General features: G+C 70.0%; 25 protein-coding genes. 9 read left to right on the forward strand and 16 right to left on the reverse strand.

The features are described from left to right. Nucleotides 1-8: 8 nt before the first annotated feature. Nucleotides 9-1139 carry an extracellular solute-binding protein gene (locus ABGB19_RS15070; RefSeq protein WP_347686781.1) on the reverse strand — a complete coding sequence of 377 codons (1131 nt, stop codon included), beginning with the start codon at nt 1137-1139 and terminating at the stop codon, nt 9-11. Nucleotides 1140-1323: 184 nt separating this feature from the next. Here ABGB19_RS15070 and ABGB19_RS15075 point away from each other — a divergent pair, with 184 nt between their 5' ends. The 3 genes from ABGB19_RS15075 (at nt 1324) to ABGB19_RS15085 (ending at nt 4618) form a co-directional block, all read left to right on the forward strand. Continuing rightward, nucleotides 1324-1914 carry a hypothetical protein gene (locus ABGB19_RS15075; protein ID WP_347686782.1) on the forward strand — a complete coding sequence of 197 codons (591 nt, stop codon included), beginning with the start codon at nt 1324-1326 and terminating at the stop codon, nt 1912-1914. A 46-nt stretch (nt 1915-1960) separates the two neighbouring features. Continuing rightward, nucleotides 1961-2368 carry a TIGR03668 family PPOX class F420-dependent oxidoreductase gene (locus ABGB19_RS15080; protein ID WP_347686783.1) on the forward strand — a complete coding sequence of 136 codons (408 nt, stop codon included), beginning with the start codon at nt 1961-1963 and terminating at the stop codon, nt 2366-2368. 99 nt (nt 2369-2467) lie between these two features. Further along, entirely contained in the window at nt 2468-4618 is a 2151-nt protein-coding gene (locus tag ABGB19_RS15085; RefSeq protein WP_347686784.1) for an elongation factor G-like protein EF-G2, read from the forward strand. An 87-nt stretch (nt 4619-4705) separates the two neighbouring features. Here the strand turns inward: ABGB19_RS15085 and ABGB19_RS15090 are convergent, their stop codons facing one another. The 5 genes from ABGB19_RS15090 to ABGB19_RS15110 all read right to left on the reverse strand — a co-directional run bounded on the left by ABGB19_RS15090 (nt 4706) and on the right by ABGB19_RS15110 (nt 8991). Next, nucleotides 4706-5434, reverse strand: coding sequence for a hypothetical protein (locus ABGB19_RS15090; protein ID WP_347686785.1), 729 nt, complete (start codon nt 5432-5434; stop codon nt 4706-4708). Then, complete coding sequence (locus ABGB19_RS15095) at nt 5431-6630, reverse strand: zinc ribbon domain-containing protein (RefSeq protein WP_347686786.1); 1200 nt, start codon at nt 6628-6630, stop codon at nt 5431-5433. Before ABGB19_RS15095 ends, ABGB19_RS15090 begins: the two co-directional genes overlap by 4 nt. After that, nucleotides 6627-8216, reverse strand: coding sequence for a S53 family peptidase (locus tag ABGB19_RS15100; protein ID WP_347686787.1), 1590 nt, complete (start codon nt 8214-8216; stop codon nt 6627-6629). Before ABGB19_RS15100 ends, ABGB19_RS15095 begins: the two co-directional genes overlap by 4 nt. Nucleotides 8217-8246: 30 nt before the next feature. Next, nucleotides 8247-8528 (reverse strand): hypothetical protein, encoded by a 282-nt coding sequence (locus ABGB19_RS15105; RefSeq protein WP_347686788.1) that lies wholly within the window; start codon nt 8526-8528, stop codon nt 8247-8249. A gap of 103 nt (nt 8529-8631) precedes the next feature. Beyond that, on the reverse strand, nt 8632-8991 hold the full coding sequence (locus ABGB19_RS15110; RefSeq protein ID WP_347686789.1) for an STAS domain-containing protein: 360 nt from the start codon (nt 8989-8991) through the stop codon (nt 8632-8634). 110 nt (nt 8992-9101) lie between these two features. Between ABGB19_RS15110 and ABGB19_RS15115 the strand changes: the two genes are divergently transcribed. From ABGB19_RS15115 to ABGB19_RS15125, 3 genes are all read left to right on the forward strand, one after another. Then, a complete protein-coding gene (locus tag ABGB19_RS15115; protein ID WP_347686790.1) occupies nt 9102-11084 on the forward strand; it encodes a SpoIIE family protein phosphatase in 1983 nt (660 codons plus the stop codon). Nucleotides 11085-11217: 133 nt separating this feature from the next. Further along, nucleotides 11218-11529, forward strand: coding sequence for an STAS domain-containing protein (locus ABGB19_RS15120; protein ID WP_347686791.1), 312 nt, complete (start codon nt 11218-11220; stop codon nt 11527-11529). Nucleotides 11530-11539: 10 nt separating this feature from the next. Then, on the forward strand, nt 11540-12343 hold the full coding sequence (locus tag ABGB19_RS15125) for an ANTAR domain-containing protein (protein ID WP_347686792.1): 804 nt from the start codon (nt 11540-11542) through the stop codon (nt 12341-12343). Between the two features lie 3 nt (nt 12344-12346). On the opposite strand, the gene ABGB19_RS15130 is transcribed toward ABGB19_RS15125, so the two are convergent. Beyond that, nucleotides 12347-13240, reverse strand: a complete 894-nt coding sequence (locus ABGB19_RS15130) for a DMT family transporter (protein WP_347686793.1) — start codon at nt 13238-13240, stop codon at nt 12347-12349. 163 nt (nt 13241-13403) lie between these two features. On the opposite strand from ABGB19_RS15130, the gene ABGB19_RS15135 reads away from it, so the two are divergent. Continuing rightward, nucleotides 13404-13742, forward strand: coding sequence for an aminopeptidase (locus ABGB19_RS15135; RefSeq protein WP_347687197.1), 339 nt, complete (start codon nt 13404-13406; stop codon nt 13740-13742). Nucleotides 13743-13762: 20 nt separating this feature from the next. Here ABGB19_RS15135 and ABGB19_RS15140 read toward each other — a convergent pair whose 3' ends face one another. Continuing rightward, nucleotides 13763-14035 (reverse strand): hypothetical protein, encoded by a 273-nt coding sequence (locus ABGB19_RS15140; protein WP_347686794.1) that lies wholly within the window; start codon nt 14033-14035, stop codon nt 13763-13765. A gap of 207 nt (nt 14036-14242) precedes the next feature. Between ABGB19_RS15140 and ABGB19_RS15145 the strand changes: the two genes are divergently transcribed. Beyond that, complete coding sequence (locus ABGB19_RS15145; RefSeq protein ID WP_347686795.1) at nt 14243-14539, forward strand: hypothetical protein; 297 nt, start codon at nt 14243-14245, stop codon at nt 14537-14539. Here ABGB19_RS15145 and ABGB19_RS15150 read toward each other — a convergent pair. From ABGB19_RS15150 to ABGB19_RS15180, 7 genes are all read right to left on the reverse strand, one after another. Further along, entirely contained in the window at nt 14533-15165 is a 633-nt protein-coding gene (locus tag ABGB19_RS15150) for a TetR/AcrR family transcriptional regulator (protein ID WP_347686796.1), read from the reverse strand. The genes ABGB19_RS15145 and ABGB19_RS15150 overlap by 7 nt on opposite strands. A 4-nt stretch (nt 15166-15169) precedes the next feature. Continuing rightward, nucleotides 15170-16471 (reverse strand): MFS transporter, encoded by a 1302-nt coding sequence (locus ABGB19_RS15155; RefSeq protein WP_347686797.1) that lies wholly within the window; start codon nt 16469-16471, stop codon nt 15170-15172. 84 nt (nt 16472-16555) lie between these two features. After that, entirely contained in the window at nt 16556-16990 is a 435-nt protein-coding gene (locus ABGB19_RS15160) for a hypothetical protein (protein ID WP_347686798.1), read from the reverse strand. Beyond that, nucleotides 16987-18240 (reverse strand): DUF58 domain-containing protein, encoded by a 1254-nt coding sequence (locus ABGB19_RS15165; RefSeq protein ID WP_347686799.1) that lies wholly within the window; start codon nt 18238-18240, stop codon nt 16987-16989. Before ABGB19_RS15165 ends, ABGB19_RS15160 begins: the two co-directional genes overlap by 4 nt. A gap of 6 nt (nt 18241-18246) precedes the next feature. Beyond that, a complete protein-coding gene (locus tag ABGB19_RS15170) occupies nt 18247-19218 on the reverse strand; it encodes a MoxR family ATPase (RefSeq protein WP_347686800.1) in 972 nt (323 codons plus the stop codon). Next, on the reverse strand, nt 19215-19700 hold the full coding sequence (locus ABGB19_RS15175; protein ID WP_347686801.1) for a hypothetical protein: 486 nt from the start codon (nt 19698-19700) through the stop codon (nt 19215-19217). Before ABGB19_RS15175 ends, ABGB19_RS15170 begins: the two co-directional genes overlap by 4 nt. Next, on the reverse strand, nt 19697-20653 hold the full coding sequence (locus ABGB19_RS15180; protein WP_347686802.1) for a DUF4129 domain-containing protein: 957 nt from the start codon (nt 20651-20653) through the stop codon (nt 19697-19699). The genes ABGB19_RS15175 and ABGB19_RS15180 overlap by 4 nt, the downstream gene beginning before the upstream one ends. 69 nt (nt 20654-20722) lie before the next feature. Between ABGB19_RS15180 and ABGB19_RS15185 the strand changes: the two genes are divergently transcribed. Beyond that, nucleotides 20723-21388 (forward strand): class I SAM-dependent methyltransferase, encoded by a 666-nt coding sequence (locus ABGB19_RS15185; protein WP_347686803.1) that lies wholly within the window; start codon nt 20723-20725, stop codon nt 21386-21388. Here ABGB19_RS15185 and ABGB19_RS15190 read toward each other — a convergent pair. Further along, on the reverse strand, nt 21381-22208 hold the full coding sequence (locus ABGB19_RS15190; RefSeq protein ID WP_347686804.1) for a hypothetical protein: 828 nt from the start codon (nt 22206-22208) through the stop codon (nt 21381-21383). The two genes, ABGB19_RS15185 and ABGB19_RS15190, sit on opposite strands and share 8 nt — an antisense overlap. Nucleotides 22209-22213: the final 5 nt, after the last annotated feature.

Raw genomic sequence — 22213 nt, forward strand, 5'->3', positions numbered from 1 at the left:
TCCGCTCCTCAGCCGATCGCCTGGGCCCAGTTCTGGGAAAGATACTTCGTCGCCGCCTCGGTCTGCTGCGGGGAGGGCACCGTCACCGGTCCGTCGATGACGGGCACCGACGCGATCGCCGCCTTGTCCAGTTTGCCGTCGATCATCATGGTGTCGGCACGCACCGGCCGAACACCGCCCAGCGCGAACAGGTTCTGGCCCTCGTCGCTGTAGAGGAACTCCTGCCACAGCCGCGCGGCCGCGGGATGCGGCGCGTCCTTGTTGATCGCCTGGTAGTAGTAGCCCGCGACGGCGTGCGCCGGCGGCACCAGCACCTGCCACGACGGCAGCTTCTTGGTCTCGGCGGCGTTGGTGTAGCTCCAGTCGATGACCACCGGCGTCTGGCCGGACTCGATGGTGGCCGGTGTCGGGTCGACGGGCAGGAAGTTGCCCGCGTCGTTGAGCTTGCGGAAGAACTCCACACCGGGCGCGATGTCGTCGGCCGAACCGCCCTGGGACAGGGCGACCATCAGCACCCCGGAGAACGCGGCGCCCGCCTGCGTCGGATCGCCGTTCAACGCGACCTTGCCGCGGTACTCGGGCTTGAGCAGGTCGTCGACGCTCGTCACCGGCGGCACCTTGGCCGAGTCGAAGCCGATGGACATGTACCCGCCGTAGTCGTTGACCCACGTGCCGTCGGGGTCCTTGAACGCCGCCGGGATGTCGTCGAACGTGGCGACCTGGTACGGCGCGAACATCGACGTGTTCGCCAGCGCGACGGACTGGCCCAGGTCGAACACGTCGGGCGCACTGCTGCGGCCCTTCTGCTGATTGGCGGCGTTGATCTCGTCCTGGCTCGACGCGTCCGGCTGCGCGGAGTTCACCTTGATGCCGTACTTGTCGGTGAACGCCTTGATCATCGCCCCGTAGTTGGCCCAATCCGGCGGCAGCGCAATGACGTTCAGCTCGCCCTCGGACTTCGCCGCCTCGACGAGGCCCTCCATGCCGCCGAAGTCCTGCGCGGAGGTCGCTTCGGCCGCCGTCACCCCGGACTCCGTGCGCTCACCGTCGCCGCTCTTCTCGGGCGGTGCGCAGGCGATCGAACCGGTGAGCAGCAGGACCGTTGCGGCGGAGGCGGCCGCCCATCTGGAGCACGTCATTGCCGAACCTTCCGATGGTCAGGAGGCGGCGCAGTGGCGCAGCGGTTACCGCACCGGATCGCCGCGGTGAATGAATCGATGCGAGGCGCTCGAACCCTACCGTGACGGTCGCGGCGGTGGTGTGGATTGGCGTGCAGTTCGCCCAACCGCGCGTTTGTGCAGGTACCGGCGTTAGCATCGACGGGTGTCCGAACGCGAAGCCTCGGGGGACTTCGACTACCTGTTCGAGGACGTCCCCGACGAATCGAGTGTCGACGCGCTGCCCGACACCCGGGCACCCGACATCGCGCCGAATGAAGACGACGGCCGGGGCGACGGCGAGCTCGGCGCCGCCCCGCAGTTCGACGCGTTCGATTCCAGCACCTGGTATTTCGAACCGGCACCGCCGCCCTGGTACCGCACCAAGCAGACCCTGGCCCTGTTCGTCGCTGCATCCGTCGCGGCGGTCGCCCTGGTCGTCTCCAGCGTTCTGCTGGCGCTCCGCGGACCGGATTCCACGGCGGTCGACGAGACCACCTCGGTCACCCAGCCCGCGGCGAGCACGCCGCCCGCCTCCCGGCCCCCGTCGCGGACCAGCGCGCCGCCACCACCGCCCCCGCCGCCCCCTGCCGAGACCTCGGCGGCGCCCGCCGCTCCTGCTCCGGTGCAGACGAACCGGCCGCGGGCCCCGTCGACCAGAACGACGAAGGAGCCAGAGATCGGGGTGACCCGCACGCCCGCGACGCGGTCGCCCATCAGCGTCGCACCGCAGCGGCCCGGCGGCGGCCAGCGCTAACGGCGCTTCGGCCGCCCTCCCGGACGGCACCGCATAGGCTGCACACATGGCCGATACCGATGCCGCGGCCAGGTTCGCCGAGTGTCCGGTGGCGATGCTCGCGACCGTGGGCGCCGACGCGATGCCGCACGTCGTGCCGGTGGTGTTCGCCGTGCACCGCGACGTCGTGTACACCGCCGTCGACGCCAAGCGCAAGACGACGCACCGGCTGCGGCGGCTGGTCAACATCGAAGTCAACCCGAAGGTGAGCATCCTCGTCGACCACTACGAGGACGACTGGACCCGGCTGTGGTGGGTGCGGGCGGACGGACGGGCCGAAATCCATTACAGTGGTGAGGAAATGGCCACCGGATACGCGCTACTGCGGCGGAAGTACCCGCAGTACCAACGTCTCGAGCTGGCCGGGCCGGTGGTGACCGTCGAGGTCGCCAAATGGTCGTCATGGCAGGCCTGAGACCGAACTCGCCGAACATCTTGTGCTCGCTGGCGGCGAGGAGAATTGTGGTCTGCACACACTGCGACGGCGACGTTGCCGCCGCGGGGAGGGAACGTCATGGCTGACAAGACCACACATTCCCAAGGCGCCGGGGCCGCCCCCACCGCGGACAGTCCGGCCGCCATCCGCAACGTGGTCCTGGTGGGCCCATCGGGTGGCGGCAAGACCACACTCGTCGAGGCCCTGCTGGTGGCCTCCGGCGTCCTCACCAGACCCGGGTCGGTGGTCGACGGCACCACCGTGTGCGACTGCGACGAGGCGGAGGTCGCCCAGCAGCGTTCGGTCGGCCTCGCGCTGGCGTCGCTGCAACACGACAAGACCAAGATCAACCTGATCGACACACCCGGCTACGCGGACTTCGTCGGGGAACTGCGCGCGGGGCTGCGCGCCGCCGACTGCGCGCTGTTCGTCATCGCCGCCAACGAGGACGTCGATGAACCCACCAAATCGCTGTGGCACGAGTGCAGCCAGGTCGGCATGCCGCGCGCCGTGGTGATCACCAAGCTCGACCATGCCCGCGCGAACTACGGCAACGCGCTGGCCGCGGCCCAGCGGGCGTTCGGCGACAAGGTGCTGCCGCTGTATCTGCCCGCGAACACACCGTGCACGGGGCTGATCGGGTTGCTGTCGACGACGCACTATGAGTACGCCGACGGCAAGCGCAGCGGTTCGCACGCCCCCGACGCGTCGTACGCCGACACGATCACCCAGCAGCGCGGCACGTTGATCGAGGGCATCATCGAGGAGTCCGAGGACGAGACGCTGATGGAGCGCTACCTCGGCGGTGAGGAGATCGACCAGGCGGTGCTCATCGACGATCTCGAGAAGGCCGTCGCGAGGGCGTCGTTCTTCCCGGTGATCCCGGTGTGCAGCAGCACCGGCGTCGGCACCCTGGAGTTGTTGGAGATCATCACCGCGGGTTTCCCGTCGCCGCCCGAGCATCAACTGCCCGAGGTGTTCACCCCGCAGGGCAAGGTCCGCGACCGGTTGCCGTGCGACCCGGGTGGGCCCCTGCTCGCCGAGGTGGTCAAGACGACGTCGGATCCGTACGTCGGGCGGGTCAGCCTGTTACGGGTGTTCTCGGGCACCCTCACCCCCGACGCGACGGTGCACGTGTCGGGGCACTTCGCTTCCTTTTTCGGTACCAACGGCTCGGGGCATGCCGACCACGACGAGGACGAGCGCATCGGCGCGCTGTCGTTCCCGCTGGGCAAGCAGCAGCGGCCCGCGGCATCGGTGATCGCCGGCGACCTCTGCGCGGTCGGCAGGCTGTCCCGGGCCGAAACCGGAGACACGTTGTCCGACAAGGCCGATCCGCTGGTGCTCAAGCCGTGGACGATGCCCGAGCCGCTTCTGCCCATCGCGGTGCAGCCCCGGGCGAAGACCGACGAGGACAAGCTGTCGGTCGGCCTGCAACGGTTGGCCGCCGAAGACCCGACGCTGCGGATCGAGCAGAATCCCGAGACGCACCAGATCGTGCTGTGGACCATGGGCGAGGCGCACGCCGGCGTGGTGCTCGACGCGCTGTCGCGGCGCTACGGCGTCGCCGTCGACGCCGTCGAGTTGCGGGTGCCGCTGCGAGAAACGTTCGGCGGCAAGGCCAAAGGCCACGGCAGGCACGTCAAGCAGTCCGGCGGGCACGGCCAGTACGCCGTGTGCGACATCGAGGTGGAGCCGTTGCCGGAAGGCTCGGGCTTCGAGTTCGTCGACAAGGTCGTCGGCGGCGCCGTACCGCGTCAGTTCATCCCGAGCGTCGAGAAGGGCGTGCGCGCGCAGATGGAGAAGGGGGTCGGCCCCGGCTACCCCGTCGTCGACATCCGCGTCACGCTCTTCGACGGCAAGGCGCACAGCGTCGACTCGTCGGACTTCGCGTTCCAGATGGCCGGCGGGTTGGCGCTGCGCGAGGCGGCCGCGGCGACGAAGGTGAACCTGCTCGAACCGGTCGACGAGGTGTCGGTGCTGATCCCCGACGACTTCGTCGGCGCGATCATGGGCGACCTGTCGAGCAGGCGCGGCCGCGTGCTGGGCACCGACAAGGTCGGCGAGGACCGCACGCTGGTCAAGGCCGAGATCCCCCAGGTCGAATTGACCCGCTACGCCATCGATCTACGGTCGCTGGCGCACGGGGCCGGTTCGTTCACGCGGAACTTCGCGCGCTACGATCCGATGCCCGACCACGCCGCGGCGAAGGTGACGGCCTCGACCTGAGCCACATCGGCGCGAGATCAGAGTTACGGCGCGGATTCGGTCCGAATATGTACCGGAACCTTATTTCGCGCCCAGGGGCATGGGTGTTCACCGCGGCGGGTCGCCGCGCCAGCTGAAGCTGTTGACGTACTTGCCCATGTCCAGTGCCAGTTGAAGATTGGCGCCCGACGGTTTCCCGAAGCCGAAGTCGGGGCCGAACTGATGATACGGCCCGACGGCGGCCGCGACGAGCGCGAGGCCGTCCTTCACCGCGACCATCACCAGCACCCGCATCCGCAGGTAGCTGCTGTTGGCGCCCTGCGGCCAGCAGTCGACGACCTCGCCGTACCCGGACTGGTAGCCGACCATCGCGTTCGGGATCTCGTACGCGGTGCGGGTGTCGGGGAACGTCTCGTCGACCAGCGCCTCGGCGATGTCGCGCGGCGCCCGGTTGTCCGCGGGCTCACCGAACAACTGCAGGGTGCCGCCGTCGCCGGCGAGGAACTCCGCGGTCACGCCGTTCGGCTTCGTGGTGATCCGGTACGCCGAACTCGGCGCGGGATGGCTCACCGAGAAGGCGCCGTCGGCGGCGGTGAAGCGCGGGTTGATCTCGACTGGTGTGCCCGTGGGCGGTCGTCCGCAGTCGGGCGGGCACACGTAGCGCACGGGCGGCTTGTGGATGACGGCCGACACCCCGACCAGCGCCGCGGCGATCACCGCGATCGCGGCGAGCCACGTCAGCACCAGCCGCGCGCGCGACGTCCTGCGCAGTGGTGGTGCGGCGTACGACCCGGCCGGAACGGCGTAGCCGGGATAGAACTCCGTCGGCGCGCTCATGACCCCTCGGAGGTGGCGTCACCGCGGACCGGCCGTGCGGCGCGCCGGGATTCGCGCGACGACCGCGACGACGCGCGCGTCGCCACCCCACACGCCGGGCAGAACGCCATGTCGGGCACGACATGACCGCAGTGGGTGCACAACAGCGGTTCGTCGGAGTGGATCTCGTCGTGCGCCTCGTGCAGCAGCGCCAGTTGCAGGCCGATGCGCAGCAGGAAGAGCGCGACGGTGGCCAGCGCGAGATACAGCCCCAGCATCAGCACCTGCGGGAACTGAGCGATGTCGATCAGGCCCAGGCCCAGGTACACGGCCAGCACCGCGACCGCGAAGCCGACGAGGACCAGCCGCACGACGCCCGGATGCTGATGCCGCTTGCTCGGCGGGCGGCTGAACCACAGTGCGGCACCGATCAATCCGCCCGCCGCGGCGGCGGTCAACGGCACCGCCACCCCGCGGATGCCCGCTTCGACGAGCAGGCTCTCCATCGGCCGCTTGCTGACCACACCCGTGCCGAACTGCGGCGCCAACCGGGTCAGGGTCGCCGCCGCGGTGAAGGCGAGCGCACCGAGCGCGCCAATGGTGAAGCCCTCGAGGGCTTCTCGCGACGGCGGTCGCATCACCCGGACGAACACGGCGGGCAGCAGCATGAGGAGGACCCCGCCGAGCGGGATCAGGATGCCCATCTGGAGCATGCGCGCCCCGACGATGGCCGAGCCCAACCCGACCCCGTAGGACTTGGCGAACAACGCACCGGTCAACAGGACCCAGCCCACGGCGAGCGCGACGGCCAGCACGACGGTGAGCACCAGAGTCCCGATCGGGAAGTCGCGGAACGCATCCGACTCGCGCAGGTAGATGACGAACATCAGCGGCAACCCGAGCGCGGCGACGGTGATCAGCGCGGCGGGCAACCGCAGCAGCGTGAAGGCGATCAGCGCCGCCAGCAGCACCACCAGGCCGATCCGGAACGCCGTGCGCGAGCGTTGCGGCAGATTCGGGAACAGCGAACTCGCCACCGACAGATGCAGGAGGTGCTCGTTGGGCGCGGCGCTGAAGTCGCGGAGCCGCAACCAGTCCGGGCCCTCACCGCGTCGCGGGGTCAGATGGCATCCGCACAACCCGCAGTACTCGCCGGCGGGCACGTCGACGCGGCAGATCCGGCACTCGGTGGTCGGGACGGAGTCGTCGGCGCTCATGTCGATGCCCGCTGCAGGACGAGCAGGTTACGCACGAGGTTGTCGACGTCGGGGGTACCGAGCCCGGTGACCAGGTCGTAGCCGGGGGTGGCATCGGCGACGGCGTTGCCGCCGAGGGTCACGTCGCGGAAGGCGGGCAGCGGCGCGCCCTGGGCGATGCGGTACAGCAGCGGGTTCAGATCACCGATCGGGCGCCCGCCGTTGGCGAGCAGGTACTGGTTCATCACGGCCGCCAGGCCCGCCCAGATCGGCGCGGACTGCGACGTGCCGCCGCCCACCAACGACGTCTGCTGGAACACGATGCGCACCCCGGTGAACGGGTCGGCCACGGCGGCGACGTCGGGGGTCAACCGTCGGTCGGCGTCGCGGTCGGGCAGCACCGCCCGCTGCCACGGTGGGCGGTCGAACAACGACGACACACCGCCGCCGGTGCCCACCGACAGCGGCACGTCGAACCAGGCCTGTTCGGAAATCCACCGGCCCGCGTCGTCGGTGGACAGCGTCGTGCCGCCGACGTCGGTGATCTCCGGCAGCGATGCGACCGAATCGAGCCCGACATCGGCCTCGCCCGGAGGGGACGACCAGTCGTCGCCACCCTTGCACTCCAACCCGGCGAGATCGCCGCTGGCGTTGAACGCCGAGGTGCCGCGTGACTGCGCGGCGGCCAGGGCCGAGCGTACCGGCGCGAGATCGGCTGCGGTGATCAACTTGTCGCAGCCCCACCCGATGGAGAAGCTCCACACCGCGCCGGGGAAGCGCCGGTCGGTCTCGGTGAACATCTGGCCGATCTTCTCGAAGGTGCCGTCGCTGGCGATCGTCGGCTGCGCGCTGACGACGACCTTGCGGGCGTCGGGCGCGACGGCGTGCGCGACCTGCAGGTCCATCGTCGTCTCGCCGCGCGGTTCGTCGAGTTCGCCGCCCACCACCTCGGGGGTGAACCGCGGCAACCGGTAGGTGTCGGCGAACGTGTCGAGGTCGGTCTGGTCGAACCCGTCGAACGCGAAGAACACGATGGTGCTTCCCGTGCCGGTGTAGCCGGCCGCGGTCAGCGGGCTGACGTTGTAGGTGTTGCGCAACGCCTCCGGTGTCAGCCCCTTGTCCGGCACGTCGAGCGGCACCGGCGGAGTGTGCGACGTCCGATGCGGCAGGTAGCCCAGAATCCTGCCGAGCTCGGAGACGTTCTGCCGCAACGCATCCGGTATCTCGGGCTGTTGCGGCGAGGCGTAGAACACCTGCCCGCGACGGCCGCGGTAATCGTGCACCTCGACGTCGAACGCGTCGGCCATCGAGTCGGCCGCGCCTTCCACGACCGCCCAGTCGTGGCCGGGCAGCCACCGGACCGCGAGGTCGCGATCACGCGCCCAATCGAACACCGCGGCCGGGTGGTCGTCGTCCTGCAGCGCCATCGTCAGCTGGACGTGGCCGTTGTGCGACGGCCCCAGGTCGGTCGAACTCGCCAGCAGGTAGGAGTACGGGCCGGCGATCACATCGCCGGCGTCGCCCGGGTGCACCGGACGCAGGTCGGAGACAAGCAGGACCGCGCTCGCCGCGACCACCGCGAGCACGCCGACCTGCCGCGCGTTCACGGACGTCAGCGTACGTCCGAGTCGGTCCGGTTAGCGGTGGCCCGGGATGGCGGTCGGCGCGGGCGGGGCGATCACCGTCGGCGAGAAGGGGTTGGGGCCGCTGGGATCGATTCGCGGCGCCTTCTCCGTCGGCTCGACCGGAGCCGGGCTGGCCGGCGGGGCCGTGGTCGTCGTGGTGGTCGTCGTCGTGGTGGTCGTCTCCTCCGGCGCCTCGCTCTCGCTCGAGCACGACGCGGTGAACAGGACCATTGCCATCGCGGCGGTGCCACCGGCGACAACAGCGACCCGCCGACCCAACTGGGCAGACCTCATGAGGTTTCCTATCTATCCCGACCGAGTACCAGGAGCTGTCAAGATCAGCCCGGCGTCCGCGACTCTATCCGAATGCCGGTGACCGTGCAGGGGTTGAGCGTTGCTACGAGCCGGACTTCAGCGCACCGAGCGCCTCGGCCAGGGTCGGGTACAACGCGAAGATCTGGTCGAGACCCGTCAGCTGGATCGGCCTGCTGGTCGCGGATCCGTTGGCGACCACCACGAAGCGAGCGGCCTTACTGACCGACTCGTGGGTGGCGACCAGGGTCTGCAGACCCGCCGACGCGAGGAAGTCCACCGCGGAGAGGTCGACGACCAACGCCGTCGGCTCCCGGGTCAACGCCTCGGTGATGGCGGCCTGGAGATCCGGCACTGTGGCCAGGTCGACGTCGCCGCCGATCGACACGACGGCGATCCCGTCCTCGACCGAAACCGAGGTGGAAATCGGATCATTACGCGACAACGGTCGTCCTCGTCAGTAGGTGCCGCCCGATCGACGGCTGCGCTGAGCTTAACCCGTTGATGTCGGTGGTGAATGAGTGCTTCGCGGTTGGGCAGGCGAGACGCACGCTAGTGTCGTCGCTGAGAACGATGACGCATCCCGACGACGTCTACAAGCGCTACGAGCAGGAGCGGGCACGCGCCGATGGCCTGGCCGACCGCGACCAGTTCCGTAGTGCGCTGGTGAACTCGCTGCAAGACGGGTTCTTCGTCGCCGACCACGACGGAACCGTCGTCGAGATGAATGCCGCCTTCAAAGAGGTCACCGGTTACGGCCCCGAGGGCCTGCCCTATCCCATGCCCCATCCGTGGGTGATCGACGAGCTGGCCGCCGACACGCGCAGGCAGGGGTTGGTCCGCGACGGCCGGCTGTCCGCGGAGATCAAGATTCGGCACCGCGACGGCCGCGACCGCTGGGTGGCGATAAGCATCAACGCGGTCACCGCCGAACAGTCGGCGCCGGGGCTATATGTCGGCACCATCCGGGACATCACCGCGGCGCACGCCGCAGCCGAACGCGACCGCGCGGTGGCGCGGCTGGCCTCCGCGGTGAGCGTAGCCAGGAACGTCGACGAGGTGCTGGCGATCACGCTCGCGCAGTGCCGCACCTCGCTCGACGCCGGCCGCCTGATGGCCGTGATGTGGCCGAAGGCCGAGGGCGAACCGGTGCTACGCGTGGCCGGTGAGCCCGCGGTGTCGAGTTGGGCCGACCTGGACGACGACTGGTGCCGCACGTTCGAGGACGCCCGCGACTGGATCCCGCTGACGGTGACGCCGGTCGGCGCGGCGCCGAGTGCGGGGACGACGCGCGGCTTCGTCACCGTGCTGTCCGGTGCCCGCGACGTCGTACTGTGCCTCGAACATCGGGCACCGCGCCAGGTCAGCCGGGAGGACCGGCGTCTGATCAACGCCCTCGTCGGACATCTCAGCCTCGCGGTGCAGCACGTCCGCCAGTTCGAGAGCGCGCGCGAGACGTCGCTGACGCTGCAGCGCTCGCTGCTGGCCCCCACCGACCTGCCCGCCGGCTTCGCGGTGCGCTACGAACCCGCGGTGCCCCCGCTGGAGATCGGCGGCGACTTCTACGACGTGCTGCCCGTCGGTGACCATCAGTTCGGCATCGTCGTCGGCGACTGCGTGGGCAGGGGTCTGTCCGCGGCCGCCGTCATGGGTCAGTTGCGCGCCTCGACACGGGCACTGCTGCTCACCGGTGCCGAACCCGCGACACTGCTCGAGCAGCTCGACGCGGTGGCCGAGCTCATCCCGGACGCGTTCTGCACGACGGTGTTCGTCGCGCTGGTCGACACCGAGGCCGCGACGGTCCGGTACAGCAGCGCGGGGCACATGCCGCCGGTGCTGGTGACCGGGTCGGCGCCGCCGCAGTTGCTCGACGAGGCGCGCTCGGTGCCGCTGGCGGTGCAGCGCAACCAGCCGCGCCCGCAGGCCAGCTGCCCGCTGGCGCCGGGCTCGACGCTCATGCTCTACACCGACGGGCTGGTCGAACGGCGGGACCAGTCGATCGACGACCAGATCGCTCAGGTCGCGGAGGTGGTGGCCGGGACGGTGGCGCTGCCGATCGAGAAGGTCGCCGACGCGGTGCTGGGCAAGCTCGCTCCGGTGGGCGGCTACGACGACGACGTCGCGATCCTCCTCTACCGGCTCGGCCACGCCCCGCTGGTCTTCGACGACGCCGCCACCGCAACGCGGTTGACCGACGTCCGGCACCGGCTCGCGGCGTGGCTGTCCGCGAACGGTGTCGCGGACTCCGCCACGGCCGACATGGTGCTGGTGGTCAACGAGGCCTGCTCGAACTGCGTCGAGCACGCCTACCGCGGTCGCGATCCGGGTCGCATGCGCGTCGAGGCCCACATGGGCGACGACGTCGTGCACGTGCGCGTCACGGACTTCGGCTCGTGGAAGGTGCCCCCGGCGGACCCCGGCACCCGCGGCCGTGGCCTGCTGCTGATGAACGCCGTCAGCGACCGGATGGACGTCGACGGCACCGCAGCCGGCACCACCGTGGATATGACGTTTCAATTACCGGATGTCCGCCATTGAGGATGCGCTGCCCACGCCGCCGCCGGGGGCGTGGTATGACAATCATGAGCGGACGACCGGGAGGTGCTGTGTCTGTAGCTGGTCACGTCGCCGCCCGCCGGTGTGCCGCTTCCCCGGTCGCGGGCCGAAACGCATGACCGACAACCAATTCCGCTTGAGGGCCGCGGACGCCGAGGCGCCGCCGGTGGTCATCGCCAGTGGCGAGATCGATCTGGCCAACGTCGACGAGTTCGGCGCACTGCTGGCGCGTGCCGCGGCGGCCGGCTCGTCGGTGACCGTCGACCTGTCCGCGGTGACCTACTGTGACAGCGCCGCGCTGCGCGAGCTGTTCTCGGTCGCCGCGGCCGCCAAGCTGACCCTCGTCGTTCCGGCAGGGGGACCGATCACCACGCTGCTCGGCATCTCCGGCCTCGACAAGGTCGCCACGGTCAACGTCATCGACTGATCGGAAGTCATTGTCCGCACCGCACTTTCAACCCCGCCAGCATCCCCAGCTGATCGCATTGCTGCACCGTGTCCTCCAGCGGGTGCAGGCCGACCTGCGCAGCGCGGTCGGCATCGCGATCACCGTGCACGACAAACGCTTTCGCGAGGGCCCGGCGGCGATCGTGGCCGTCGGCCCGGAAGCCGCACTCGTCGACGCCCAGCTGGCACTCGGCGGGCCGGTGGCCGACGCACTGACCTATCAGGTGCCGGTGCTCGACCTCGACCTGTGGACCGACGAGCGTTACCCCGAACTGACCCTCGACGCCGTCGCCGCCCGCGCGCCTGCGCTTCGTGAGGAGCTGGGGCGGGTGCACGGCGCGGTCGCGGTGCCCGGACTCTGGCGCGAGGACGCCGCCGTGGTCCTGTCCTGCACGCTGACCGAACCGGCCTCGGCGGTGACCGTGACCACGCTGATCGCCTACGAGCAGTTGGTGTCGGCCGCACTGGTGACCACGGCCGCCGAGAACGAGGCCGCCTTCGAGGACCTCCTCAGCGCCCTGCAGTCGCGCGGCGCGATCGAGCAGGCCAAGGGTGCGTTGATGGGCCTCGTCGGCTGCAGCGCCGATCAGGCGTGGGCCATGCTGCGCCGGGCCAGCCAGGAGTTCAACGTCAAGCTGCGCGAACTCGCGGTGGCGCTGCTCGAGCACATCAGCGGAGCACCGGCCGAACAACCCGGTGTCGCCGATCCGATCGCGCCCAACGAGTCCGCCCGCACGGCCGCTCGGCTGCTGTGGACCGCGATGGTTGACAGTCGGCGCCACCAGAATTCGTGACGGCTAGGGCTCGCGGTGGGCGACGGCCGCCTCGAGGCGCTCCTCGAGCGCGCCCTCGTCGCGGCCCAGCGCGATGGTCGCCGCCGCCATCGCGACGGTGGCGATCGTGATGGCCACCGCCTTGACCCCGTCCACCATCAGGTGCTCGCCGAGCACCACGGCACCGAGCACCACGGCGATCACCGGTTCGAGCACGAGCATGGTCGGCACCGAGGTCTGCAGCGATCCCGCGTGAAAGGCCGACTGCTGCAGGAACACCGCGACAACACCCAGCAGCACAAGCAGATACAACGCCGGCGCGGTGAGCACTGTGCCCACGCCGTCGTGGGTGAGCAGGTGCATGACGATCTTGGTGAGCACCGCGACGACGCCGAACAGCACGCCCACGGCCACGGCCAGCAGCACGGCGCGCTTCCAGCCCGCCGTGCGAACGGCGACCACCACGCACGCCAGGACCGCCGCCGCACAGATCAACGCGACCAGCGCCGACAGCGGGGCCGAGGCCTCGTAGTCACCCGGTCGCGTCTTGGCCAGCAACACGAACACCGCCAGCGCCGCGGTGAGCACGAGCGCCCAGATCCATTCGCCGCGGGTGACCCGGCGGTCGGCCAGGCGGGCGCTCAACGGCAGGGCGAACAGCAGGGCCGACACCAGGATCGGCTGGACCAGCAACAGCGATCCGTACGCCAGCGCGACGGCCTGGAAGCCGTAGCCGGCCACCGCCGCGGCCGTGCCCGCCCACCACAGCGGTCTGCGCAGCAGCGTGAGGAACATGACGCTGCTGACGCCGTGCTCCTCGGGGACGTCCATGGTGGCGCGCTGACGGACCACGATGCCGATCGCCAGGAACACGGCGGCGAGAAGCGCCAGCAGCACGACCAGACCATGGCCGATCAAAGGGGGCCTACCAAAGGGGGCCTACCAAAGCGTTCGACTCCTCCCCGACCGCGGCCAGCACACGCACCAGCGAAACATACGCAGCGCCGGGCCGCGAAACCGCCTGTGTCCGCGCGACGGTCAGCGAGGTTTGACGATCGGCCGAGTGGGCATTAATCCGATCATGAACTTGCGACGGTTGGTCTTGCTGGCGGGCGCTGTGGTGCTGATCGTGGGGCTGATCGGCCTGTTGATGCCGGTGTCGATCGCCGGACCCGACGGTCAGAAGATCGGCTGCGGTAACGCCGTGGCCGCCGACGACTCCGCGGCCCGTCAGGCCGACAGCAGCAATCCGGTCAACTTGCCGGTGATCAACGAGATCGTTCCGCACACCGACTACGTCGCGCAGTGCCAGTCGGCCGTGTCCGACCGGCGGATGTGGTCGATCCCGGTGGCGATCGTCGGGCTGGTGCTGCTCGCCGGGGGGTTTGTGGTCGGCGGCCGGGGCGCCCGGGTGCGTTAGCCGGTCGAGCGGATGCCGGCCTAGCTGGCTTCGCGCCCGGAGACCACGTGCAGACGCGGGGCGGTCTCGGTGGGAGCGATCTTGTCGTTCACGGTCGCCACCACGGTGTCGACCCGGTTGACGGCCCGGTCGCACAGCCCGCGGACCTTGTCGCTGGCGGCGTCGACGTCGTCGGCGGCGCTGAGCAGGTAGGCGCGGACGTTGAGGCGCAGGCGCTCTCCGGCGGACCGGGCGCGACGGCGCAGCCGGTCGTCGATCTCCACCGTGACGTAGGGCATCACCCGAAGCTTCATGGGCTCACCCTAGCGGCGTCGACCAGGTCGCGACAGGGACCGTGCGCGTCGGCACGTCGACTCGCCGCACGTCGGCCGCATTACCCGGCTCCTCCGGCACGACTGGACTTTCCCGTCCGGACTAGCCACGTTCTGCGCCGTGAACACGTTGACCGCGATTAGTTTTGGACTATATAGTTCAGTTCAATCGGACAGATGGGAAATTTCATGAGGTCAGCTCAGTTGGGTCGGCGGTTCGCTGCTGTCGCCGGTGGCACCGCGGTGACGGCGTTGGTTCTGTTCACCGCCTCGTGCTCGAGTGAGAGCGAGGCTCCCGAGGAGACCACCACGACGACCACCACCATCACCACGACGACCACGACCACGGCCCCGCCGGCCGGCCCGACGCCCGGCGCACCGGTCGAGCCCACCGAGAAGGCGCCGCGGATCGAGCCGGGCCCCAACCCGTTCTCGCCGACCGTGATCGCGCCGCCCGCGCCGACGGCGATCCCGGGCGATCACTGACCGAGCGCGAACGATGCGACATGGCCGATCGCCATGTCGAGCGCGGACTGCATGAGCCGGGGGTCGCGTCCGGTCTGGGAGAGCAGGTAGCCGCCCTCGACGGCGGCGAGCAATCCCGTTGCCAGCGAGGCGATGTCGATGTCAGGTCGCAGCACGCCCGCGTCGCGCATCCGTTCGAGCGCCGCGGCCAGCAGCGCGCGCCATTCGGCGAAATGCTCACTCAGTGAGGCGCGCGCCCTGTCATCGCTGTCGGCCAGTTCCGCAGCGAGAGAGCCGAGTTCACAGCCCCACAGCCCGCGCCGCAACGCACAGCGCTGCACCATCGCGTCGCGCCACTGGTAGAGGCCCTTGAACGAGTCGATCTTCTCGAGCCGAAGCCGCTGCCAGGACAACACCTCGTCGGCGCGCTGGGTGATGACTTCGTAGACGAGGTCGGTCTTGTCCTGAAAGTGTTGGTAGAACTGGGATTTACTCGTTGCGCTGGCGGCCAGGACATCGTCGATGGTGGTCGCCGCGACGCCCTGGGCGTGCATCAACTCGGCGGCGGCCAGGACGATGCGGTTGCGGGTGGCTGCGCCTCGCGACGTCAGCCGCGGCCGCGGTGCGGGTTCGGATTGCGGCGGCACGTCCTCACTGTATCGCTGCGGCTTTCTGCTCATCGCTGGTCTGGGCGAGCGGCCGTCGTGCGGACTCGCGGATGGTGAAGATCGCGCCGAGCGAGACGACGGCCGCCATGGTCAGGTACCAGGCCGGTGCGAGGCTGTTGCCGGTCTGGGCGGTGAGCCAGGTGACCACATACGGCGTGGTGCCGCCGAATCCGGCGACGCAGATGTTGTATCCGATCGAGAAGCCGCTGTAGCGCACGCGGGTGGCGAAGAGCTCGACGCCGGCCGACACCGCGGCCGAGATGTAGACCGACTCGATGACGGCCAGTGCGCAGTGCGCGGCGATCGCGGCGACCAGCGAGCCCGAGTTGAGGAGCATGAACAGCGGATAGCCGAACACGATGAATGCCACCGACCCGGCGATCAGCATCGGTCGCCTGCCGAGGCGGTCCGACAGCGCGGCCAGCGGGAGGATCAGCACGAGCGCCACCAGGCTGGCCAGGGTGATCGAGACGAAGGCGGTGGTCTTGCTGAACTGCAGTGTCTTGATGAAGTAGGTCGGCAGGAACGTGAAGACGACGTAGTAGCCGATGTTGAAGACGATGAACAGGCCGATCACCTGCAGGATGGACCGCCACGACGTCGTGACGGCTTCGCGCAGCGGCCTCTCGGCGATCTGGTTGGTCTCGCTGAGTTCGGTGAACTGCGGGGTGTCGTCGAGGCGCAGACGCATGTAGAGGCCGACGAGGCCCAGCGGTCCCGCGATCAGGAACGGGATGCGCCAGCCGTAGCCGTCCATGGCCTCGGCCGACAGCAGTGCCTGCAGCAGGGTCACGGTGACCGAGCCGAGCAAAAAGCCCAGCACTCCGGACCACGCCATGAACGTGATGGTCAGCCCGCGGCGCCTCTCGGAGGCGAACTCTGCGAGATACACTGCGCCGCCGCCATATTCGCCGCCGGCGGAGAAGCCCTGCAGGCAGCGCAGGAACAACAGCAGCAGCGGGGCCGCGACACCTATGGCCGCGTAGGTCGGGAGCAGGCCGATGAGCACCGTGGCGCCGGACATCAGCAGGATCACCAGCGCGAGCACGCGTTGCCTGCCGATCCTGTCGCCGAGGGGTCCGAACACGAAGCCGCCGAGTGGCCGCATGAAGAAGGCCGCCGCGAAGATCGCGAAGGTGTTGAGCAGCGCGGCCGTGTCGTTGCCCGCCGGGAAGAACTTGGCCGCGATGAACGTCGCGAGGAAGCCGTAGATCGCGAAGTCGAACCACTCGACCGCGTTGCCGATCGAGGCCCCGGTGACGGCCTTCCGCACCGCGCTTGGCATGCCGGTCCTCCCGAATCTAAGCGCCCCGCTGAGCAATTCGCTTACGGGTTCGACCACTCAACCGCGACCGCGGGGACGAGACTACTAGTCCTTGATTCGCGAGCCGCGAGCGCGCTCCAACCAGAACGGCCGGCTCACCGACACCACGAGCGCCAGCACCAGCAGCGGCGCCGCCAGCGGCACCCACGGCAACTGCAGCGGCAGCGCCACCGCGGCCAGGCCGATCACCGTGAAACCCAACGCCCCGATCACGGTCGGCACGGACGCGGCCGCGTGGCGCAGCACCAGGTACGCCGCCGCGGACAGTCCGCACACCGCCGCGAGCATGGGCACCGCATCGCTGAGCACAAGGGCCACCCCCGCCGACAACACGGCCACCGTGGCCATGGGCCGAAAGACGTTGCCGATCAATACCGCAGCCACTCCGACCCCGCACACCGTCAACGCGACCGCATCCGCCTGCAGGGCGGCCGCGGCCAGCATGACCAACCCGAAGCCCGTCGACAGCAGCCGGTTCACCGCCGCCTCCGCACCGTGCGGCGCCGGTCGGGCACCAGCTGCAGCGCCTGGTCGAGCGAGTCCTGCTCGCCCCACGCCACGACGTCGACGCCGATCGTGCCCATGTCGCGATACATGAACGACCGCTGCAGCGACCACATCTTGGCGGCGAGCTCGTCGCATCCCTCGGGAAACGGTGCACCGCGCAGGACGTCGACCGCGATCACCGTGTGCCCCCGCTTGCGCAGATCGATCAGCGCCAACGCGAATTCCGTGTCGAGCAGCGTGGAGAATGCGATCACGATGGCGCCCGGCGGCATCGCCGCCCGCGGTGCCAGCGTTCCGGACGTGGTCTCGTAGCCGTTGGTGACGCCCAGCACCGCGTCGAGCACCCGGTAGAACTGCCTGCGGCCGATGTCGGCGCCAAGCCACCGCGGATGCCGGTCGCCCAGTGCGACGACACCCGCCCGATCGCCCCCGCGCAGCGCGCTCTGCACGACTTGCACTGCGCCGCGGGCGGTTCGGTCGGTCGCTTCGGTCGCCGGCCCCTCGGGCTGTGGATAGTTGTCGACCAGCACCACGACGTCGGCGGCGCGATCGGTCAGGCGCTCGGTGACGTGCAGGCTGCCGCGCCGCGCGCTCACCGGCCAGTTCACCGTGCGCAACTGGTCGCCCGGCACATAGCGGCGCACGTCGGCGTACTCGACGCCCGGTCCGAGGTGCCGGGTCAGATGAGTGCCCAGCCGGTCGAGCAGTTCGGTGCGCGGGATCGCGGTGGATTGCGGCGGGGCCATCGGGAACACGAAGACGTCCGCGGCGTCGACCACGCCGGTGCCCTCGAGCAGCCCGCCGCGCGCGGACACGGACAGCCGCGCCCTGATCGGGTACCGGCCCCAGCGCTCGGCCACCACCGCGACGGTCTGGCCCTGCGGCACGGTCTGTTCGACCTCCAGGGTCATGCCCGCGACCACCTCGGCGGTCAGCCGCAACGGTTCCCCTTCGGCCTCCGCCGACACGGAAACCTGCGCCGTCTCGGACTCGAAGCACCGGTGCATTCCGGGTTCGCCGCGCACGTGGACCCGCGGCACCGCCCGCTGCCAGCCGATCGAACACAACACACCCAGCAGCGGTGCGGCGAACGCGACGAGCTCCCAGCGCGAACCGATAACGGCCGCGGCCATCGACACCGCTGCGCAGGTGACCAACGCCCTCGTCAATGCCGATGCGCGCCAGCGCAATTCGGCCTCCGAGCGCCGTTGTTCGATCGCCATTGCGCGTCAGGCGTTCATTCGCGGCACGGGGAGCCGACGCAGCAGTTCCTCGACGACGTCGCTGCCCTGCACCCGCCGCACCCACATCTCCGGTCGCAGGCTGATCCGGTGCGCCATCGCAGGCACCGCGAGCGACTTGACGTCCTCGGGCACGACGTAGTCGCGGCCGAGCAGAAGCGCCCGCGCGCGGGCGAGTTGCAGCAGGTCGAGTTCGGCTCGCGGGCTGGCGCCGACCGCGATCTGCGGATGCTGCCGCGTGGCTGCCGCCAGGGACACCACGTAGCGCAGCACATCGTCGTGCACCGTCACCTGCTCGACCGACTCGCGCATCGCGATCAGGTCGTGCGCATCGACGACTTGGCCGACCTTCGGTTCCGCCGACCCTCGCTCGAGGCGCCTGCGCAGCATCGACGCCTCCTCCTGCTCCGACAGATACCGCAGTTCGAGGCGGATCGTGAACCGGTCGAGTTGCGCTTCCGGAAGCGGGTAGGTGCCCTCGTACTCGATCGGGTTATCGGTGGCCAACACGATGAACGGCGCGGGCAGCTTGTGCGTGACGCCGTCGATGCTCACCTGGTCCTCTGCCATCGCCTCGAGCAGGGCGGCCTGCGTCTTGGGCGGTGTCCGGTTGATCTCGTCGGCCAGCAACAGGTTGGTGAAGATGGGTCCGGACCGGAATTCGAAGCGGCCCGACTGCATGTCGTAAACGGTCGAACCCAGCAGATCGGCGGGCAGCAGGTCGGGGGTGAACTGCACCCGCTTGAACTCCAGCCCCAGCGCTGCGGCGAACGACCGCGCGATCAGCGTCTTGCCGAGGCCGGGCAGGTCCTCGATGAGGATGTGCCCACCGGCCAGCACCGTGGTCAGGATCAGCGCGAGCGCACCACGCTTCCCGACCACCACCGTGCCGATCTCGTCGAGCACCGCTTCGCAGTTGGCGCTGGTCATCGCCGTGGGCAGTCCCGGTGAGGGGGTCATACGCGCTCCAGCCGTTGCAGGATCTCATCGAGTGCGCCGCGGCCGGGTCCGGGCTGGTCGGCACCGCTTCGCGCGACGTTCTCGGGGTTCACCCAGTCCCACAGCTCCGCGCCGAACAGCATCCGACCCGTGGCGTGGTAGGACGTCCTGTCCTTGATGCGCTTCTGACCCGTCGCCATCTCGAACTGGCGCGCCAGCATCGGACGCAGATGCCGGTCCCAGTCCCGCCGGGTGGTCTCCGAGTGGCCGATCAACGTCTCGGTACGAGACAGCCAGCGCTGCAACCCTTTCGCGGCGTCGTCGGACGGAGTCTGCTCCGCGACCGGCTCCGTTTCCCGGATCAGATACCACCGCACTCCGAGCAGCGCCAGGGCCACCGCGACCCCGGAGAAGATCAGGATCAGCTGCCGGTCGCGGCCGAGCAGCGCGATCAATTCGACGCCCACCACCAACAGGAAGCCCGCCGCCACAAGTCGTTTCATCGCACCGCCTCCGATGCGCGCTGCGGCAGCTCGGTGAGCACCCGGTGCAGCACCTGCACGGCGGCGTCGCGGTGCGCCTCGGACATCACATGCGGCGAGAAGCGTGCCTCCTCGAACAACTCCACCAACTCGGTGGCGCTGTCGGCACGCAGTGCGCCGCTGTCGACGGCGCGGGCGAGCACCTCGGTCGGCGTGTCGAAGTCCTGGGGCACCGCACCGGGCACCCGCCTCAGTTCGCTTTCCATCGCTGCGTAACAGGCGATGATGGCCTCGCGCGGCTCCCGGCGGAGATCGCCGATCTCGGCCAGACCGATCTCGGCGGCGCGCGCCAGCGATGTGGCCGCGGCAGGCGTCGACGCCGGCTCGGCGACGACGTCGAGGACGGGCGCCGGGGCCCGGTCCTGTCGCCGGGACGCGACCGCGGCGCCGACCACGACCAGCGCCATCAGGATCAGCATCGGCGGGATCAGGTAACTGATCACGTTCGTGTCCGAGGGGTCCTCGGCGGCGTCCGGCGGCGGGGACCCCTCGGCCGGGACCGGTGAGTCCGCGTCCGGCGGCGTCGACGTCGGCGGTTCGACGGCGCCGGGGTCCGCCACCCGGCTGAGCAGCGCCACCAGCAGCAGCCACCCGACGAGCGCGGCGAGTGCGATGAGCGCGAACCGCCAGTTCGGGCGTCCCGTGCCCACCGCACCCCGGGGAAACTTACCCGCCGCGGCCCGCGCGGGACGCGGGCTGCGCATCCGGACGATGATCGCGAAACCGATGATCGCCACCGAGGCGCACAACAGCACGAGCACAACGGCCAGCGCAGCCGGATTGCCCTCCGCCGGGTCCGCCCGCTCGGCGGGCGCCGGGGCACCGGGCACGTATCCCCGCAGCGCCCAACCGGCAAGAACCATGAGCGTGATCACCACGATCACGCGACGAGTCGACGTGTCGAAACCGGCCATAGCCCTGACGCCATCCTGTCACGGCGGTTGCACAGCCAGCACTCAGATTCGCCCGATACGTTCGACCGGGTGAGCACCTCCCTTGCCGACCCGCGGGTCGCGACCGCACTGAATCGGATGTACGGCGAGTCCAACAACCAGATGGCGCGGCTGCGCGACATCGGCGCCGAGTTCGCGCGCCTCAACTCGGCCACCGCGCAGGAGCGCGCCGACGCCTTGAGCGACTTCTACTTGCCGGTGACACCGGACGCCGGCCGGCTGCTGTATGCGTTGGTGCGGGCGAGCAGACCGGCCACCGTGGTCGAGTTCGGCATGTCGCTCGGCATCTCCGCGATCCACCTCGCCGCGGCGGTCCGCGACAACGGCGGCGGCCGGGTGGTCACCACCGAACTCAGCGCGGCGAAGGTCGCGGCGGCGACGAAGACGTTCGCCGAGACAGGCCTGGACGACGTGATCACGGTGTTCGAGGGCGACGCGCTGCAAACCCTGCAGACCCTCGACGGGGCAGTCGATTTCGTGCTGCTCGACGGCTGGAAGGAGCTGTACCTGCCGGTGCTCGAGCTGCTGGAGCCTCGGCTGTCGCCCGGCACGCTCGTGGTGGCCGACAACACCTCGATGGCCGAGCTCGCGCCGTACCTCGGCCACGTTCGGGATCCGGCGAACGGCTATGTCAGCGTGAGCTTCCCGGCGCGGGACAACGACAGCATGGAAATCAGCTGTCGCGCAGTCACTTAGCGCGCTTCAGGCGGGCCTTGGTCTCCTTGACCACGGCCGCGGCGTCCCGGCTGGCCTGCTTGGCCTTGTCGTAGGCGTCCTCGGCCGCGACCAGCCCGCGTTCGGCGTCGCGCAGTCGCCGCTCGGCGTCCCGGTGTCGAAGCCGAGCGGCGGCGAGGTCGGACTGCAGTTCGGTCAGCGCATCGTCGGCCTCGGCCTTGGCCCGCTCCGCCGCGGCCACCGCCGCCCGCGCCTGCTGTTGTTCGCGGCGAGCGGCCGCCTCCTTCTCGTCGGCCGGCTCGGTCGCGGGGGCCTTCGGTTCCGGCTGCTTCGCTTCCGCCTTGCGCCTGCTCGCAGGGCTGAACACGATCGCGCTGTCGCCGAACTCGCCGAACCCGGACCACTTCTCGGCCTTGGTCAACCGCCCCAGCCGACCCGCGACCCCGGGGTCGGCGACAGCGGCCTGCAGCGTGCCGGTGACGTCGTCGCGCAGCGCGCCGGCCGGGCTTCTCATCTCGGCCTCCTCGAACGCCCGGCGCACGAGGTCGTCGACGAGACGGCGCTGCTCGGCGGACAGGTCGCGGATGCGGTGGCCGTCCATCGCCGCGTGCGCGTCGCGCAACCGTTCGCCGAGTTCCTTGCACCGACGTGCGACGTCGTCGTCGCCGATGGCGAGTCGGTTGACCACCCACGCCGCGGTCGTCGGCTTGCGCGCAGCGCTGATCCGCTTGGCGGCGTCGGCGTCGCCACTGCGCTTCGCGTCAGCGGCGAGCTTGGTGCGTAACGCGGTGAAGTCCTCCGGCCTGGCGGCATAGAGTTCGTCGAGTCGGTCGTCAGCCATCGTCA

This window comes from Mycobacterium sp. B14F4 (assembly GCF_039871645.1).
In the GTDB taxonomy this organism is placed as follows: Bacteria; Actinomycetota; Actinomycetes; order Mycobacteriales; family Mycobacteriaceae; genus Mycobacterium.

Bases quoted from the DNA above. Each gene is read 5' to 3' on its own strand.
- ABGB19_RS15070 (WP_347686781.1), bottom strand. From the start codon at position 1,139: ATGACGTGCTCCAGATGGGCGGCCGCCTCCGCCGCAACGGTCCTGCTG.
- ABGB19_RS15080 (WP_347686783.1), top strand. From the start codon at position 1,961: ATGGCCGATACCGATGCCGCGGCCAGGTTCGCCGAGTGTCCGGTGGCG.
- ABGB19_RS15085 (WP_347686784.1), top strand. From the start codon at position 2,468: ATGGCTGACAAGACCACACATTCCCAAGGCGCCGGGGCCGCCCCCACC.
- ABGB19_RS15090 (WP_347686785.1), bottom strand. From the start codon at position 5,434: ATGAGCGCGCCGACGGAGTTCTATCCCGGCTACGCCGTTCCGGCCGGG.
- ABGB19_RS15095 (WP_347686786.1), bottom strand. From the start codon at position 6,630: ATGAGCGCCGACGACTCCGTCCCGACCACCGAGTGCCGGATCTGCCGC.
- ABGB19_RS15105 (WP_347686788.1), bottom strand. From the start codon at position 8,528: ATGAGGTCTGCCCAGTTGGGTCGGCGGGTCGCTGTTGTCGCCGGTGGC.
- ABGB19_RS15120 (WP_347686791.1), top strand. From the start codon at position 11,218: ATGACCGACAACCAATTCCGCTTGAGGGCCGCGGACGCCGAGGCGCCG.
- ABGB19_RS15135 (WP_347687197.1), top strand. From the start codon at position 13,404: ATGAACTTGCGACGGTTGGTCTTGCTGGCGGGCGCTGTGGTGCTGATC.
- ABGB19_RS15140 (WP_347686794.1), bottom strand. From the start codon at position 14,035: ATGAAGCTTCGGGTGATGCCCTACGTCACGGTGGAGATCGACGACCGG.
- ABGB19_RS15145 (WP_347686795.1), top strand. From the start codon at position 14,243: ATGAGGTCAGCTCAGTTGGGTCGGCGGTTCGCTGCTGTCGCCGGTGGC.
- ABGB19_RS15155 (WP_347686797.1), bottom strand. From the start codon at position 16,471: ATGCCAAGCGCGGTGCGGAAGGCCGTCACCGGGGCCTCGATCGGCAAC.
- ABGB19_RS15165 (WP_347686799.1), bottom strand. From the start codon at position 18,240: ATGGCGATCGAACAACGGCGCTCGGAGGCCGAATTGCGCTGGCGCGCA.
- ABGB19_RS15170 (WP_347686800.1), bottom strand. From the start codon at position 19,218: ATGACCCCCTCACCGGGACTGCCCACGGCGATGACCAGCGCCAACTGC.
- ABGB19_RS15175 (WP_347686801.1), bottom strand. From the start codon at position 19,700: ATGAAACGACTTGTGGCGGCGGGCTTCCTGTTGGTGGTGGGCGTCGAA.
- ABGB19_RS15180 (WP_347686802.1), bottom strand. From the start codon at position 20,653: ATGGCCGGTTTCGACACGTCGACTCGTCGCGTGATCGTGGTGATCACG.
- ABGB19_RS15190 (WP_347686804.1), bottom strand. From the start codon at position 22,208: ATGGCTGACGACCGACTCGACGAACTCTATGCCGCCAGGCCGGAGGAC.